Genomic DNA, 14640 nt, shown 5'->3' with positions numbered 1-14640 from the left:
CTGAAGCGCCTCCCACAGGTGGCCCGTGGGGATGGTGGGGTGCTTACTTCAACAGCCACTCGTTGAACTTCTCGCCGAGCGATTCGCCGTAGTCGGCCCAGAACTCCGAGCCGGCCTGGATGCCCTTGTCCAGGTGCGCGGTGGGCAGGTGCGGCGTGGCGCTCTGGTCGGCCAGCGGCATGGACGACTTGCGGGTCGGGCCGTAGGCCACGTCCGGCATGCCGGCCAGCGGCTTGGAACCGGTGGCGTACTTGATGAACTCCATCGCCAGGTCCTTCTTCTTCGAGCCCTTGACGATGGCCCAGGCGTCGAGGTCGTAGACGTGGCCGTCCCAGACGATCTCGAACGGCTTGTTCTCGCGCACGATGGAGTCGTAGAAACGCCCGTTGGCCGACTGCACCAGCACCGCGCCGCCGTCGTTGAGCAACTGCGGCGCCTGCGACCAGGAGTCGAACCAGACGATGTCCTTCTTGATGCTGGCCAGCTTGTCGAAGGCGCGTTGCTGGCCTTCCGGGGTGGCCAGCACTTCGTAGACCTCTTCCGGGGCCACGCCGTCGGCCAGCAGCGCCCACTCCAGGTTCACCTGCGGACGCTTGCGCATGGCGCGCTTGCCGGGAATCTTGGCGGTGTCGAAGAAGTCCTCGATGCTCGCCGCCTTGGTCGCGCCTATGGTGTTCTCGTTATAGGCGAACACCACCGACCAGACGATATTGCCCACCGCGCATTCGCTGGCCAGGGCCTCGGGGATGAAGTCCTGGGCGGCTGCGGTGCCGTCGATGCCCGGCGGCAGGGCGCCGTGGTCGAGGCTTTCCAGCAGGCCTTCGGAGCAGGCGCGCTCGAGGTCGATCACCTCGAAGTCGACCACGTCCCACTGGATATTGCCGGACTCGACCTGGGCCTTGATCTCGGCCACGCCGCCGGAATAGTCCTCGAACAGCACCTTGACCCCGCTGTCCTTCATATAGGGATCGATCACGTGTTTCTGCTGCGCCGCGCCGTAGGCGCCGCCCCAGGAGACCACGGTGAGGCTGTCCTGGGCGCTGGCGCTGCTCGCCGCCAGGCCCAGGGCCGCCACCAGGGCGAAGGTGGAAAAGCTGGTAGTCAGTGATCTAGCCATTGCTGTGCTCCATTTGCTTCTAGTTGTGGGGTCAGGGCGTCGTCGGCACTGCGGGGCGATCCAGGGCCTGGCTGTCTTCCGGCAGCCAGGCCAGATCGACCTCTTCCTGGGCGCTGAGCCTGGGGGCTGAACTGTCGTTCAGGTTCTTCACCACCAGCTCGCTGCCGCTGGCGGTCTGGAAGTGGTAGCGGATGTACTCGCCGACGTAGTGACGGGTGACGAAGCGCGCCTTGACCTGGTTGCCGGCGCCGCCCAGGCGGTCGGTGAAATTGAGCTTCTCCGGGCGCACCGACACCGTGGTCGGCTGGCCGACCTCGGTGCAGTTGGCCTTCAGCGTGCTGACCAGGCCGCCGTCGGCCAGGCGCACCTCGACGCGTTCCTCGCCGACGCTCTCGATCACCCCGGCCAGCTTGTTGCTCTCGCCGATGAAGTCGGCGACGAACAGGTTGGCCGGGCGCTCGTAGAGCACGTGGGGCGGCGCACACTGCTGCACCACGCCGTTGTTGAACACGGCGATGCGGTCGCTCATGGTCAGCGCTTCGGTCTGGTCGTGGGTGACGTAGATCACGGTGAAGCCGAGCTGCTCGTGCAGGCGCTTGATCTCGAACTGCATCTGCTCGCGCAGCTTCTTGTCCAGGGCGCCGAGCGGCTCGTCCATCAGCACGATGTCCGGGGCGAAGATCAGCGCGCGGGCCAGGGCCACGCGTTGGCGCTGGCCGCCGGAGAGCTGGCCGGGGTAGCGGCCGCCGAAGGCCTGCAGCTCGACCAGGGCGAGGTAGTCCTCGACCTTGGCGCGGATCTCGTCCTTGGCCAGCTTGCGGATCTTCAGCGGGTAGGCGAGGTTCTCGCGGATGGTCATGTGCGGGAACAGCGCGTACTGCTGGAAGACCATGCCGATGTTGCGGTCGTAGGGGGCGATGCTGGTGACGTTGCGGCCGTTGATCAGGATCTCGCCGCTGGTCACGTCCTCGAAGCCGGCGAGCATCATCAGGCAGGTGGTCTTGCCCGAACCGGAGGGGCCGAGCAGGGTGATGAACTCGCCCTTGGCCACGTTGAGGTTGAAGTCCTTGACCACCAGCGTCTTGTGGTCGTAGGTCTTCTTCACATTGGTGAATCGCAGGAACGCGTCGTTCCCAGCCTGCGCAGCCATAGTCCTCCCCATTGCCCATCAAGACCGGCTTGGCTCGTGGCCTCGCCCGTACTGCTTGAGTCGATTCGTCCCTGTCGTGTGGTCCGATCGTTATGTAAATAACCAAAAGCAATAAGCACGCCAGCCGACGAACGGCTGACCGGCGGCGCTCTGCTCCGCAGGTTAAAGCCTAGTCCAGCCTGGGCGGGATGCGAGGACGGTGTGGGGGGAGGTAACAGCGAGCGGGGCGGGCGGCACCTGCCGACACGCACTCGGCAGGTGCACGCCGCTCGAACGTTGGGCGGCGGGGCGCTGATCGGTACGACGCGTGATCGCGTGGTGGGCGATGCGGCGCACCCGCTTGGCCCGCCGCGCCGCCTGTGTGGCCCGGTAGGTTGGCGCTGAGCGCAGCGAAGCCCAACGGGGAGGCCGATCCGGACGAACTGCGCGACCAGGTTGGGCTTCGCCCGACGCTCCCTGGCTCCCCGATCACCCCGTTGGGCTTCGTCGCAGGCTCCTCAGCCCAACCTACGCCCGTGCAAGTCGCACGCCCGCCACGCCACATGCGCGGGGTAGGTTGGCGCCGAGCGCAGCGAAGCCCAACAGGACGCCCGAAGGGCTTCGCCCGGCGAGCCCAGGCGTCCCGATAATGCTCCGTTGGGCTTCGTCGCAGGCTCCTCAGCCCAACCCACGGCCGCATTGCTCAGCTGTTGGGCAGCAGGCGCACGGTCAGGCTCTTGATGTAGCGGGTCTCGGCGATGGCCGGGTGCACCGGGTGATCCGGGCCCTGGGCGCCGCGTTCGAGCAGCTGGATATTGCGGTCCAGGTGGCGGGCACTGGTCAGCAGGATGTTCTGCAGGTCGTCCTCGGGCAGGTGCATGGAGCAGCTGGCGCTGACCAGGATGCCGTCCTTGCTGAGCAGGCGCATGGCGGTCTCGTTGAGGCGCCGGTAGGCGGCCTCGCCATTTTTGAGATCCTTCTTGCGCTTGATGAAGGCGGGCGGATCGGCGATCACCACATCGAAGCGCTCCTCGGCGCTCTTCAGCTCGCGCAGGGCGGCGAAGGCGTCGCCCTCGACGCAGGTGACCCGCTCGGCCACGCCGTTGAGCGCGGCGTTGCGCTCGACGCCGTCGAGGGCGAAGGCCGAGGCGTCGACGCAGTACACCTCGCTGGCGCCGAAGGCCGCGGCCTGCACGCCCCAGCCGCCGATATAGCTGAACAGGTCGAGCACCCGCTTGCCCTTGACGTAGGGTGCCAGGCGCGCGCGGTTCATGCGGTGGTCGTAGAACCAGCCGGTCTTCTGCCCCGCGATCACCGGTGCCTCGAATTTCACCCCGTTCTCTTCCAGGGCGACCCATTCCGGCACCTGGCCGTAGGCGGTTTCCACGTAGCACTGCAGGCCCTCGGCGTCGCGCGCGCTGGAGTCGTTCTTGAACAGCACGCCGCTGGGCTTGCACACCTGGATCAGCGCGGCGAGCACCTCGTCCTTGTGCGCTTCCATGGTGGCCGAGGCCAGCTGCACGACGAGGATGTCGAAGAAGCGGTCGACCACCAGCCCCGGCAGCAGGTCGGAGTCGCCATACACCAGGCGGTAGCAGGGCTGCTCGAACAGGCGCTCGCGCAGGCTCCGGGCGACGTTGAGCCGGTGCACCAGCAGGGACTTGTCCAGCAGGTGCTTGGTGTCGCGCGACAGCAGGCGGGCGCAGATCAGGTTGTTCGGGCTCATGGCGACCACGCCCAGCGGTTTGCCGCCGGCGGCTTCGAGCACGGCCTGGTCGCCGGCGGCAAAGCCGTGCAGCGGGGTGGCGGCGACATCGATCTCGTTGCTGTAGACCCACAGGTGGCCGGCGCGCAGGCGTCGATCGGCGTTGGCTTTCAGGCGCAGGCTGGGCAGGGACATGGGCGGGCTCCGGGGAAAAGAGCGGGATTATAGCGGCTCGCGCGGGCGCCCGGCAGTTGCAAAAGTCGGCTGCGGGGGACCCGGTGCTTTGGCTAAACTGTGGCGCATTTCTCACTTGGCACCTGCGTCCCATGGCCTACGAACTCACCGCCGAACAGATCCAGCAAGTCCTCCAGGGCATCAGCGTGCCGCCGCAGCCGCAGATCATGGTGGACCTGCAGATGGAGCAGGTCATGCCCAACCCGGATCTGAAGAGCATCGCCAAGCTGATCAGCCAGGACCCCGGGCTGTCCGGCGCGCTGTTGAAGATCGTCAACTCGCCGCACTTCGGCCTGGCCAACCGCATCGCCTCGATCCAGCAGGCGGTCAACCTGCTCGGCTGCCACACGGTGATCAACCTGATCAACGCGCAGTCGATCAAGGGCGAGCTGACCGACGAGGCGATCCTGGTGCTCAACCGGTTCTGGGACACCGCCCAGGACGTGGCCATGACCTGCCTGACCCTGGCCAAGCGCCTCGGTTACCACTCGCCGGACGAGGCCTACACCCTCGGGCTGTTCCACAACTGCGGCATCCCGCTGATGATCAAGCGCTTCCCCAGCTACATGACGGTGCTGGAGGAGGCCTACGCCAGCGCCAGCGACGAGCGCCGCGTGGTCGACACCGAGAACCGCCTGCTCAACACCAACCATGCGGTGGTCGGCTACTTCACCGCACGCTCCTGGCGCCTGCCCGAAGCGCTGTGCGAGGTGATCGCCAACCACCACAACGCGCTGTCGATCTTCGCCGACGAAACCGGCCGCGACGCGCCGCTGAAGACCCTGCTGGCGATCCTCAAGATGGCCGAGCACATCTGCGAGAGCCACCGGGTGCTCGGCGGCCAGCCGGAGGACCTGGAGTGGCGGCATATCGAGCAGCCGATCCTGGAGTACGTGGGGCTGTCCGCCTACGACTTCGAGAACCTGCGCGAAAGCATTCGCGACCTGGCGGTGCTGTAGCGCCGTTGCCCGTAGGGTGCGCCGCGCGCACCGGGGCCAATAGCCCTGCAACAGCCGGTGCGCGCAGCGCACCCCACCGGTACCGGCATATCGCCGGCCGGGTAGGCTCGACGGGCTGATGATGTAGGGTGCGCCGTGCGCACCTGAATTGTCGCCGGCCCAGTGGCATACCTACCGTTGCACGCGCCGCTCCTGCTAAGGTGGCGCTCCGCCGTTCTCCCAGCCGTACTGCCATGCCCGAACTGCCCGAAGTCGAAACCACCCGCCGCGGTATCGCCCCCTATCTCGAGGGGCAGCGCGTCAGCCGCGTGATAGTGCGCGAGCGCCGCTTGCGTTGGCCTATCCCCGAGGATCTGGACGTGCGCCTGTCCGGCCAGCGCATCGAATGCGTCGAGCGGCGCGCCAAGTACCTGCTGATCAAGGCCGAAAGCGGCAGCCTGATCGGCCACCTGGGCATGTCCGGCAGCCTGCGCCTGGTCGAGTGCGGCCTGCCGGCGGCCAAGCACGAACACGTCGATATCGAGCTCGAATCGGGCCTGGCCCTGCGCTACACCGATCCGCGGCGTTTCGGCGCCCTGCTGTGGTGCGAGGACCCGCTGCACCACGAACTGCTCAGCAAGCTCGGCCCGGAGCCGCTGGGCGCGGCGTTCGACGGCGAGCGCCTGTTCCAGCTGTCGCGCGGGCGCAGCATGGCGGTCAAGCCGTTCATCATGGACAACGCCGTGGTGGTCGGGGTCGGCAATATCTACGCCAGCGAGGCGCTGTTCGCCGCCGGCATCGACCCGCGCCGCGCGGCCGGCTCGATCTCGCGGGCACGCTACCTGAAGCTGGCGGAGGCGATCAAGCGCATCCTCGCCCACGCCATCGAGCGTGGCGGCACCACCTTGCGCGACTTCGTCGGCGGCGATGGCCAGCCCGGCTATTTCCAGCAGGAGCTGTTCGTCTACGGTCGCGGCGGCGAGTTCTGCAAGCTGTGCGGCAGCAGTCTGCGCGAGGTCAAGCTGGGCCAGCGCGCCAGCGTCTACTGTCCCAAGTGCCAACGCTGAGCGCTGCTCGTCGGCGTGTAATAACAACAAGAAATACCGAGGTTGATCGATGTCCGCTAACTACCTGCCGCGCAATCCGGCCGCCGAGTGGCTGGGGCGCAGCGTGCTGAAGCTCATGGGCTGGCGCATCGAGGGGCAGTTGCCTGCGCTCGACAAGTTCGTCGCCATCGGCGCCCACCACACCTCCAACTGGGACTTCGTGATCTTTATCGCGCTGAAGTTCGTCCTGCGCCTGAACGCCCGCTGGTTCGGCAAGCACAGCCTCTTCCGCTGGCCGTTCGGCGGCCTGATGCGCGCCTGGGGCGGCATCCCGATCCGTCGCGACCGCCAGCTCAATACCGTGGAGCAGGCGGTGCAGGCGTTTCGCGACAACCGCGAATTCATCCTGGTGCTGTCGCCCGAGGGCACGCGCAAGAAGGTCGAGCGCTGGAAGATGGGCTTCTACCATATCGCCCTGGGCGCGGGCGTGCCCATAGTGCTGGGCGCGCTGGACTACCAGAACCGCCGCGTGGTGATCGGCCCGACCTTCCAGCCCAGCGGCGACGAGCAGGCCGATCTGGCGGCAATGCTGGCGTTTTTCCGCCCCTACGTGCCGAAAAAGCCGCAATACGCCTTTCATGGCGATTGACGCCCGTCACGCTGACAATTGCCAATGCGCTGTTATAGTTACTGGCACTTTCCCGAATAACCTGAAGGATCGCCCCATGAAACCGTTTCGCACGACCGCTGCTGTCCTGGCGCTGACCTCTGGCCTGCTGGCGCTGCCGGCGCAGGCGGAAGTGGTGCAGCAGAACGTCAGCGGCGACCCCCTGTATACCGTCGAGGCGCCCAAGGCCTTCTCCATGATCGGCGACCTGGTGATCGCCCGTCCTCTGCTGATCGGCGCCACCGCCATCGGCGCCGTGGCCTTCGTCGTCAGCCTGCCGTTCACCGCCCTGGGCGGCAACGTCGGCGAGGCGGCCGAGGCGCTGGTGGTCGAGCCGGGCAAGGAAGCCTTCGTGCGCTGCCTGGGCTGCACCAGCAGCGGCTACAAGCACGACTGATTCTTCGGCAGTACCATCGCGGCCTCTCGCTCCCTAACGGGGCGAGGGGCCGTTTGCGTTAGGGAGGGCGGGCGATGCGTTATCTGCGCGGGGTGACCCTGCTGCTGGTGGTGCTGGGGCTGGCGGCCTCGTTCTGGTTCAGCGGCGGCTGGCTGCAGCTGTGCGCCGGGCTGGCGGTGTTCCTCTTCGGCATGCAGTGCCTGGAGGAGGGGCTGCGTCAGCTGGCCGGCAGCAAGCTGGAGCAGATCCTCGGGCGCAGCACCGCGACGCCCTTCAAGAGCCTGCTGTTCGGCGTCGGCGGCACCCTGCTGCTGCAGTCCAGCACCCTGGTCTCGCTGCTGACCATCGCCTTTATCAGCACCGGGCTGATCCAACTGGCCGGCGGCATCGCCATCCTGTTCGGCGCCAACCTCGGCGCCACCAGCGGCATCTGGTTGCTGGCGCTGGCCGGGCAGAACCTCAGCCTCAGCCCCTTCGCCTTGCCGCTGCTGGTGTTCGGCGTGCTGGCCGGCTTCGCCGGGCCGAAGAGCAAGGCGGCCGGGCGCATCGTGCTGGGCGTCGCCTTCATCTTTATCGGCATCGACCAGATCAAGGACGGCTTCGCCAGCTTCGGCGACGGCCTGGACATGAGCGGCTATCAGGCCAGCGGTCTGCGCGGCGCGCTGCTGTTCACCGCCATCGGCCTGGCGATCACCGTGGTGCTGCAATCGAGCCACGCCGCCCTGATGCTGACCCTGGCGGCGCTGGCCGGCGGCCAGCTGGAGCTGGGCCAGAGCCTGGCGATCGCCATCGGCTCCAATATCGGCAGCAGCGTCACCACCGCCTTCGTCGGCTCGCTGGGCGGCAACCGCAGCGGTCAGCGTCTGGCCCTGGCCCATGTGCTGTTCAATATCACCACTGGCATTCTCGCTTTTTGTCTGCTCGGCCCGCTGACCTGGCTGGTGCAGGCCCTGGCCGAGCCCCTGGGCCTCGGCGACAACAGCCTGATCCAGCTGGCGATGTTTCACACCCTGTTCAACGCCATGGGCGTGGCGCTGTTCTGGCCGCTGCAGGGACGCCTGGCGCAGCGGCTGATCCGCTGGCTGCCGGAGCGGGCCGAGCCGCAGGTGCTGATCACCGAACTGGCGGCCGAGCCGGTCGCCGAGCCCGAGCGCACCCGCGCCCGCTACCTCAGCGAGCGCGCCCTGGATTCGGTGGACGCCGCCTCCGGCGCGGTGGTGCAGGAGCTCGGCCACCTCGGCCGGCTGAGCCTGGAGGTGATCTGTCACGCGCTCTACCTGCCGGTGGATCAGCTGGCGCGCAGCCGGGTCGACGACCAGTTGCTGCAGGCCGGGCCGGCGCGCGGCGGCTTCGATGCCGAGCACCTCTACCAGTTCCATATCAAGGGGGTGTACGGCGACCTGCTGAGCTTTATGGGGCGCATGGAGCTGCCGATGGACGAGGCGCACCAGCGCTTCTGGGTCAGCTGCCAGCTGGCCGCGTTGCAACTGGTGGACGCGGTCAAGGACGCCAAGCACCTGCAGAAGAACCTCGGCCACTACCTCGATGCGCCGCCCTCGGCGGTGCGCGAGGCCTATGTGGAACTGCGTCGCCACCTGCTCGTCACCCTGCACGAGGTGCGCGAGCTGGCCCGCTCGGAGCTGCCCGAGGAGGCCTGGCAGGCGCGCCTGCGCTGGCTCGACGAGCAGGCGGCGGAGTTCGACGCGAAGTTTCGCCAGCGCCTGTTCGCCGAGGTGCGCAGCGGTCGCCTGGACGGCCTGCAGACCAGCTCGCTGATGAACGACCTGGGCTACGTCAGCCGCATCTTCCAGAGCCTGCGCAACGTGCTGATGCTCGGCGACGAGCAGGCGTTGTTCCGCGAATTGCGGCGGCTGGGGGACGAGGAGGAGAGCCTGATCAGGCTCTCCTGACATGATGCTCGGTAGCCCGGATGAAATCCGGGACCTTCGGACCTCGTCACCCCGGATTTCATCCGGGCTACGGCCACATTCGGTCGGTGTGCATCAAGGGATCGCCGTTCCAATCCCGCGAGGATCGCTCGCGGCCTGCACCTCGCCGCTGACCTTGTCCCACAGCAGCACCTGCTGGTTGCCGTACTGCCGCTCCAGTGCCTTGAGCTGGTGGCCGCGGGCCTGCAGCGCGGCGATCTGCGCGGCGCTGAAGGTATCCGGTTCGTGCTCGATCACATCCGGCAGGAACTGGTGGTGGTAGCGCGCCACCGCCGGCCAGCGCGCGATGGGCTGGCCGTCCAGGTACTCGAGCATGGCCAGCAGCACCATGCTGGGGATGCGGCTGCCGCCCGGCGTGCCGAAGGCGGCGAAGGCCGCGTCGCTCTCGATAAAGCTCGGGCTCATGGACGACAGCGGCCGCTTGCCGGCGGCGATGGCGTTGGCCTGGCTGCCGGCCAGGCCGTAGGCGTTGGCGCCCTGGATATCGGCGGCGAAGTCGTCCATCTCGTCGTTGAGCAGCACGCCGGTACCGGGCACGGTGAAGGCGGCGCCGAACGGCAGGTTGATCGACAGGGTGGCGGCCACCGCATTGCCCTCGGCGTCGAGCACGGCGAAGTGGGTGGTGTGGTCGCCTTCGTGCCAGGTGCCGGCCGGCGGCAGGCTGGCGCTGGGGGTGGCGCGTTCGGGGTCGATGCTGCCGGCCAGCACCGCCAGGTGGCCGGGCGACAGCAGTTGCTCCAGCGGGTTGGCGACGAAATCCGGATCGCCCAGCAGGCCGCGGTCGCGGTAGGCGCGGCGTAGCGCCTCGACCACATAGTGCACGCGCTGCAGCGGCTCGGCCTCGCGCCAGGGCAGCTGACCGAGAATCGCCAGGCTCTGCGCCAGGGCCACGCCGCCGGCCGAGGGCGGCGGCGCGCTGATCAGCTCGCGACCGTCTTCCAGGGGGAAACGCAGCGGTGCGCGGCGCACGCTGCGGTACTCCCTCAGATCGTCCAGGCTCCAGATGCCGCCGGCCTTGCGCACGCCGGCGACCAGGCGCTCGGCCAGGTGGCCGGAGTAGAACCCGGCGTGGCCCTGGGCGGCGATCGTCTGCAGGGTGGCGGCCAGCTCCGGTTGGCGCAGCCGATAGCCCTCGGCCGGCACTTCGCCGCGGTCGAGGAACAGCCGCGCGCTTTCACTATCGTCGCGCAGCGCCGCCAGGCGCCAGGCGGCGCGTTCGCGGTAGACGCGGTCGACGGCGAAGCCTTCGTTGGCCAGGGCAATGGCCGGGGCCAGGCTGGTTTTCAGTGGCAGGCGGCCGTGGCGTTCGGCCAACTCCACCAGTGCCGCCGGCAGCCCCGGGATGGCGGCGGCCAGGGCGCCGTTGAGCGACAGCTCGCGCTGCGCCTGGCCTTGGCGCTGGTACATATCGGCCTTGGCCTGCAGCGGCGCGCGTTCGCGGGCGTCGAGAAAGTCGTAGCTCGGCCTGTCGCCGGCCGTGCGCAGGAGGAAGAAGCCGCCGCCGCCGAGGCCCGAGCCATAGGGCTCGACCACCGCCAGGGCGGCGCTGGCCGCCACCGCGGCATCGAAGGCGTTGCCGCCGGCGTCCAGCATCTGCTGCGCGGCGGCCGTGGCGGCGGGGTGGGCGGTGGCGATGGCGGCCTGCTGCGGCGCGGCCTGGGCCAGCAGGCTGGCGGCGAGCAGCAGGGTCGAGAGCAGGAGGGGGCGCAACATGCGATCTACCGAAGGCGGCTGGGGAAAGGGCGAAGCTTAGCAGCCTTGGTTTGTCGTGCGGGCGAACCGCTCGCGCGGCGGTTCGCCCAGTGGGCGGTCAGGCCTTGCCGGTGATGATCCGGTACTTCTGCATCAGCTCGTCCTTGCTCTCGACGTTGTTCTCGTCGAGTGGGATGCAGTCCACCGGGCACACCTGCTGGCACTGCGGCTCGTCGTAGTGGCCGACGCATTCGGTGCACAGGTTGGGGTCGATCACGTAGATCTCCTCGCCCTGGGATATCGCGCCGTTGGGGCACTCGGGTTCGCAGACGTCGCAGTTGATGCAGTCGTCGGTGATGATCAGGGACATGGAACAACTCCTGTCGAGGCGGGACGCCGCGACACTATCGGACAACGGTAGGCGAATTGTGCCGGATTGGGCGGTGGCGCGCCATGTGCTGGGCGAAAGGCGGAGTCTGTGGGCGCGGCCTTTGTGGGAGCGGCTTCAGCCGCGAGCGGCCGAGTCATTCGCGGCTGAAGCCGCTCCCACAGGGCTGGTCAGCGCTGGCGAAAGCGCTCGTTCAGCGCAGCGGCCACGGCCGGATGGACGAACTTGGAGATGTCGCCGCCGAGGGCGGCGATCTCGCGCACCAGGGTCGAGGAGATAAAGGAGTATTTCTCCGACGGGGTGAGGAACAGGCTTTCCACGTCCGGCGCCAGCTGGCGGTTCATATTGGCCAGCTGGAATTCGTACTCGAAGTCGGACACCGCGCGCAGGCCGCGCAGCAGCACGTTGGCGCCCTGTTCCTTGGCGAAGTGCGCGAGCAGGGTGGAGAAGCCCACCACTTCGACGTTGGGCAGGTGCTTGGTGACCTCGCGGGCCAGCTCGACGCGTTGTTCCAGGGGGAACAGCGGGTTCTTCTTCGGGCTGGCGGCGACGGCGATGATGACGTGATCGAACAGGCGCGCGGCGCGCTCGACCAGATCGCCATGGCCCTTGGTGATGGGGTCGAAGGTGCCGGGGTATAACACTCGATTCATCGGGACGTCCTGGCGGGTCGAAAGGGAGTCGGATGGTAGCGCAGCGCTTCCCTCGGGGCCAAGCGCGACGACGGCTCAGCCGCTGCGCAGGTGCAGGACGAGTGCGGGCAGCAGGCAGGCGAGGGCGATCCAGTCGGCGCTCACCACGCGGCGCAAAGCCTCGTTGTAGACGGGGGCGCTCCATGCCAGCAGGAGGAAGGCGAGGACGCTGACCAGGCCGCCGATCAGAGCCGCGCCGCGTAGCGTCGGGACGAACGCCGCGGCGACCAGTAGGGCGCCGAGCAGGCCGAACAGCACGGCGCGGTGGCGCATGAGAATCTGCAGGTTGGGCTCGTCCAGGGCGATGCCGTACAGCGCGTTGAGGCGTTCGCCGCCCACAACGCCGATCAGCGGCAGCAGATGGATGACGCCCGCCACCAGCAGCAGAGCGGCGATCAGCTTGCTCATCTCAGGCCTTCAGGCGTTCGCCCAGCAACGTGGCGAGCTTGGCGGTCAGGCCGTAGATCGACAGCTGCGGGTTGGCGCCGATGCTGGTGGGGAACAGCGAACCGTCGTGGATCGACAGGTTGGCCAGCTGGTGATGCCGGCCGAGGCTGTCGACCACCGCCTGCTGCGGGTCTTCGCCCATGGCGCAGCCGCCCATCACATGGGCGCTGCCCAGGCGGGTGCGGTACAGCGCCAGGTCGAGGTTCTCGATCATGGCCTTGGCCTCGTGCCAGGAGCTGACGAACTTCGCATCGGCGTGGGTCGGCATCACCGCCTTGGCACCGGCGGCGAACTGGATTTCGGCCATGCTCAGGTAGGCACGGCGCACGCCGTCCCAAGTGTAGTCGGTCATCCGGTAGTCGAGCACCGGGCTGCCGTCGCCGCGCAGCTCCACCCGGCCTTCGGCGCTCTCGGGGTGGAAGCCGTCGCGCAGCAGGGCGAGCATGACGTTGGTGTGCGGCAGCTGCTCCATGCGCAGGGCGTTGTCGCGGCCGAAACCGCCGAGCAATGTGGCGGTCAGCGCCGGTTGCAGCGGCGGTACCTCCAGCTTGTAGGAGAGGCGTCCGGCGGTGCCGTCGTCCCATTGGAAGTGGTCGGAGTAGAGCGACTGCGGCGCGCCATAGAAGGGGTTGATCACCTGCTCGAACTGCGCGGCGGAGAAATTCACCAGATGCAGGTAGGTGCGCCGGCCCACGCGCTGGTGCGGATCGGGCGCGTTGGAACGCAGCAGGATGCCGGGGGTGTTGATGCCGCCGCCGGCCAGCACGTAGTGCCGCGCCTTGACCCGGATGCGCTTGCCGTTGGGCGTCACGCAGCGCGGGTCCATGCCCAGGCAGTCGAGGCCGATCACCTTATCGCCTTCGATCAGCAGCTTGTCGGCGCGCGCCAGATAGAGCAGCTCGCCGCCGGCGTCGAGGGTGGCGGGGATGGTGGTGACCAGCATCGACTGCTTGGCGTTGGTCGGGCAGCCCATGCCGCAGTAGCCGAGGTTCCAGCAGCCGCGCACGTTGCGCGGGATCGCCGCCCAGTGGTAGCCGAGCTTGTCGCAGCCGGCGCGGATCACCTCGTTGTTGGCGTTCGGCGGCACCGCCCAGGGGGCGACGCCCAGGCGCCGTTCCATCTGCTCGAACCAGGGCGCCATGGACTCGGCGTCATGCCCCTCGACGCCGTGCACCTCGGCCCAGTGCGCCAGGGTCTGCGCCGGGGTACGGAAGCTGCTGGTCCAGTTGACCAGGGTCGTGCCGCCGACGGCGCGGCCCTGGAGGATGGTGATGGCGCCGTCCTTGCTCATGCGGCCGATGCCTTCCTGGTACAACGACGGGTAGGCCTCGGCCTCCTGCATCCTGAAGTCGTCGCTGGTCTTCAGCGGGCCTTCCTCGATCAGCAGCACCCTGTAGCCGGCGGCGCTGAGGATTTCCGCGCTGGTGCCGCCGCCGGCGCCGCTGCCGACTATGGCGACATCGGCTTCCAGGGTCAGGTCGGCCTCCAGGCGCGAGCCGTCGTATGTCTTCCAGCCGCGGGCCAGGCCTTGCTTGAACAGATCGGGTACGGGCATTTCACGTTCTCTTGTGGTCAGAGAGCAGACGGCCCTGACTGGCCGCGGTTGCGTAGGGTGCGCCGCGCGCACCGTGAAGTGGGGATGAGGCCGCGGTGCGCATGGCGCACCCTACTGAGCGACCGTCAGACTTTAGGCGGCCCCGGATAACCGCAATGGGCCCAGGCCTCCTGGCGGCTGTACCAGGCCATCATCACCAGCTGCAGCAGCGAGGCATGGCCCATGCGCAGCAGGCTCAGGCTGCTGTTCTGCCAGCGCGCGAGGAAGTTGCGCACGTCGTCGGCGCTGGCGTTGTCCCAGCTGCCCCAGACCCCGGTCAGCGGGCCGCGGGTGACGGGCAGGGCCAGCACGTCGAACAGCTGCACCGTCAGTTTGAGCATCTCCGGCGACAGGTGCGCCAGGCTGTTGTCGAGGCTCTTCAGCGTGCCGTCGATGGCCTGCGGCATCTGCTGTGCGGTCACGGCACCGTCGAGCATCACCGGGATCAGCGCGCGTAGAAAGGGCATGTCGCTGCTGCGCAGGATCAGGTAGCCGCTGGCCGGCGTGCTGGCCGAGCAGCCGCTCAGGCTGGCGGTCAGCCCGGCGGTGCCGAGCAGCGCGGTGCCCAGCAGGCCGACCTTGAGCAGGCCGCGCCGCGACAGCTGCGGCGCGTTTAGGGTGGTGTCGTTCATTGTTGTTGTCACC

At 68.2% G+C, this 14640-nt stretch carries 14 protein-coding genes; 5 read left to right on the top strand and 9 right to left on the bottom strand.

Features of this window, described 5'->3' with window-relative positions; translation table 11 throughout:
- Positions 1-43: 43 nt before the first annotated feature.
- The 3 genes from ACIGKL_RS12585 to ACIGKL_RS12575 all read right to left on the bottom strand — a co-directional run bounded on the left by ACIGKL_RS12585 (position 44) and on the right by ACIGKL_RS12575 (position 4146).
- The gene (locus ACIGKL_RS12585) at positions 44-1117 is read right to left on the bottom strand and encodes an ABC transporter substrate-binding protein (RefSeq protein WP_397486977.1); all 1074 of its coding nucleotides are present in this window, start codon (positions 1115-1117) and stop codon (positions 44-46) included.
- A 31-nt stretch (positions 1118-1148) separates the two neighbouring features.
- A complete protein-coding gene (locus tag ACIGKL_RS12580; protein ID WP_397486976.1) occupies positions 1149-2267 on the bottom strand; it encodes an ABC transporter ATP-binding protein in 1119 nt (372 codons plus the stop codon).
- Positions 2268-2949: 682 nt separating this feature from the next.
- The gene (locus tag ACIGKL_RS12575) at positions 2950-4146 is read right to left on the bottom strand and encodes a class I SAM-dependent rRNA methyltransferase (RefSeq protein ID WP_397486975.1); all 1197 of its coding nucleotides are present in this window, start codon (positions 4144-4146) and stop codon (positions 2950-2952) included.
- Between the two features lie 185 nt (positions 4147-4331).
- On the opposite strand from ACIGKL_RS12575, the gene ACIGKL_RS12570 reads away from it, so the two are divergent.
- The 5 genes from ACIGKL_RS12570 to ACIGKL_RS12550 all read left to right on the top strand — a co-directional run bounded on the left by ACIGKL_RS12570 (position 4332) and on the right by ACIGKL_RS12550 (position 9143).
- On the top strand, positions 4332-5144 hold the full coding sequence (locus ACIGKL_RS12570) for an HDOD domain-containing protein (RefSeq protein WP_397487465.1): 813 nt from the start codon (positions 4332-4334) through the stop codon (positions 5142-5144).
- 233 nt (positions 5145-5377) lie between these two features.
- Positions 5378-6190: a bifunctional DNA-formamidopyrimidine glycosylase/DNA-(apurinic or apyrimidinic site) lyase gene (gene mutM / locus ACIGKL_RS12565; RefSeq protein ID WP_397486974.1), complete on the top strand. Its 813-nt coding sequence runs from the start codon at positions 5378-5380 to the stop codon at positions 6188-6190.
- 49 nt (positions 6191-6239) lie between these two features.
- A complete protein-coding gene (locus tag ACIGKL_RS12560; protein WP_397486973.1) occupies positions 6240-6818 on the top strand; it encodes a lysophospholipid acyltransferase family protein in 579 nt (192 codons plus the stop codon).
- 76 nt (positions 6819-6894) lie between these two features.
- Positions 6895-7233 (top strand): multidrug transporter, encoded by a 339-nt coding sequence (locus ACIGKL_RS12555; RefSeq protein WP_397486972.1) that lies wholly within the window; start codon positions 6895-6897, stop codon positions 7231-7233.
- A gap of 74 nt (positions 7234-7307) precedes the next feature.
- Positions 7308-9143 carry a Na/Pi cotransporter family protein gene (locus ACIGKL_RS12550; protein WP_397486971.1) on the top strand — a complete coding sequence of 612 codons (1836 nt, stop codon included), beginning with the start codon at positions 7308-7310 and terminating at the stop codon, positions 9141-9143.
- Between the two features lie 93 nt (positions 9144-9236).
- Here ACIGKL_RS12550 and ggt read toward each other — a convergent pair whose 3' ends face one another.
- The 6 genes from ggt to ACIGKL_RS12520 form a co-directional block, all read right to left on the bottom strand.
- Positions 9237-10895, bottom strand: coding sequence for a gamma-glutamyltransferase (gene ggt, locus ACIGKL_RS12545; protein ID WP_397486970.1), 1659 nt, complete (start codon positions 10893-10895; stop codon positions 9237-9239).
- 97 nt (positions 10896-10992) lie between these two features.
- Positions 10993-11244: a YfhL family 4Fe-4S dicluster ferredoxin gene (locus tag ACIGKL_RS12540; RefSeq protein WP_004373873.1), complete on the bottom strand. Its 252-nt coding sequence runs from the start codon at positions 11242-11244 to the stop codon at positions 10993-10995.
- A gap of 188 nt (positions 11245-11432) precedes the next feature.
- Positions 11433-11915 (bottom strand): pantetheine-phosphate adenylyltransferase, encoded by a 483-nt coding sequence (gene coaD, locus ACIGKL_RS12535; protein ID WP_397486969.1) that lies wholly within the window; start codon positions 11913-11915, stop codon positions 11433-11435.
- A gap of 75 nt (positions 11916-11990) precedes the next feature.
- Positions 11991-12362 carry a phosphopantetheine adenylyltransferase gene (locus ACIGKL_RS12530; protein WP_397486968.1) on the bottom strand — a complete coding sequence of 124 codons (372 nt, stop codon included), beginning with the start codon at positions 12360-12362 and terminating at the stop codon, positions 11991-11993.
- Between the two features lies 1 nt (position 12363).
- Complete coding sequence (locus ACIGKL_RS12525) at positions 12364-13956, bottom strand: GMC family oxidoreductase N-terminal domain-containing protein (protein WP_397486967.1); 1593 nt, start codon at positions 13954-13956, stop codon at positions 12364-12366.
- Between the two features lie 125 nt (positions 13957-14081).
- Positions 14082-14627, bottom strand: coding sequence for a twin-arginine translocation pathway signal protein (locus ACIGKL_RS12520; RefSeq protein ID WP_397486966.1), 546 nt, complete (start codon positions 14625-14627; stop codon positions 14082-14084).
- Positions 14628-14640 lie beyond the last annotated feature (13 nt).

It is taken from the genome of Pseudomonas sp. NPDC077186 (assembly GCF_044543505.1).
Taxonomy (GTDB): domain Bacteria; phylum Pseudomonadota; class Gammaproteobacteria; order Pseudomonadales; family Pseudomonadaceae; genus Aquipseudomonas.
This window is presented reverse-complemented; position numbering and strand designations above follow the sequence as displayed.

Coding starts and splice junctions, on each gene's coding strand:
- ACIGKL_RS12585 (WP_397486977.1), bottom strand. CDS start 1,117: ATGGCTAGATCACTGACTACCAGCTTTTCCACCTTCGCCCTGGTGGCG.
- ACIGKL_RS12580 (WP_397486976.1), bottom strand. CDS start 2,267: ATGGCTGCGCAGGCTGGGAACGACGCGTTCCTGCGATTCACCAATGTG.
- ACIGKL_RS12575 (WP_397486975.1), bottom strand. CDS start 4,146: ATGTCCCTGCCCAGCCTGCGCCTGAAAGCCAACGCCGATCGACGCCTG.
- mutM (WP_397486974.1), top strand. CDS start 5,378: ATGCCCGAACTGCCCGAAGTCGAAACCACCCGCCGCGGTATCGCCCCC.
- ACIGKL_RS12560 (WP_397486973.1), top strand. CDS start 6,240: ATGTCCGCTAACTACCTGCCGCGCAATCCGGCCGCCGAGTGGCTGGGG.
- ACIGKL_RS12555 (WP_397486972.1), top strand. CDS start 6,895: ATGAAACCGTTTCGCACGACCGCTGCTGTCCTGGCGCTGACCTCTGGC.
- ACIGKL_RS12550 (WP_397486971.1), top strand. CDS start 7,308: ATGCGTTATCTGCGCGGGGTGACCCTGCTGCTGGTGGTGCTGGGGCTG.
- ggt (WP_397486970.1), bottom strand. CDS start 10,895: ATGTTGCGCCCCCTCCTGCTCTCGACCCTGCTGCTCGCCGCCAGCCTG.
- ACIGKL_RS12540 (WP_004373873.1), bottom strand. CDS start 11,244: ATGTCCCTGATCATCACCGACGACTGCATCAACTGCGACGTCTGCGAA.
- coaD (WP_397486969.1), bottom strand. CDS start 11,915: ATGAATCGAGTGTTATACCCCGGCACCTTCGACCCCATCACCAAGGGC.
- ACIGKL_RS12530 (WP_397486968.1), bottom strand. CDS start 12,362: ATGAGCAAGCTGATCGCCGCTCTGCTGCTGGTGGCGGGCGTCATCCAT.
- ACIGKL_RS12525 (WP_397486967.1), bottom strand. CDS start 13,956: ATGCCCGTACCCGATCTGTTCAAGCAAGGCCTGGCCCGCGGCTGGAAG.
- ACIGKL_RS12520 (WP_397486966.1), bottom strand. CDS start 14,627: ATGAACGACACCACCCTAAACGCGCCGCAGCTGTCGCGGCGCGGCCTG.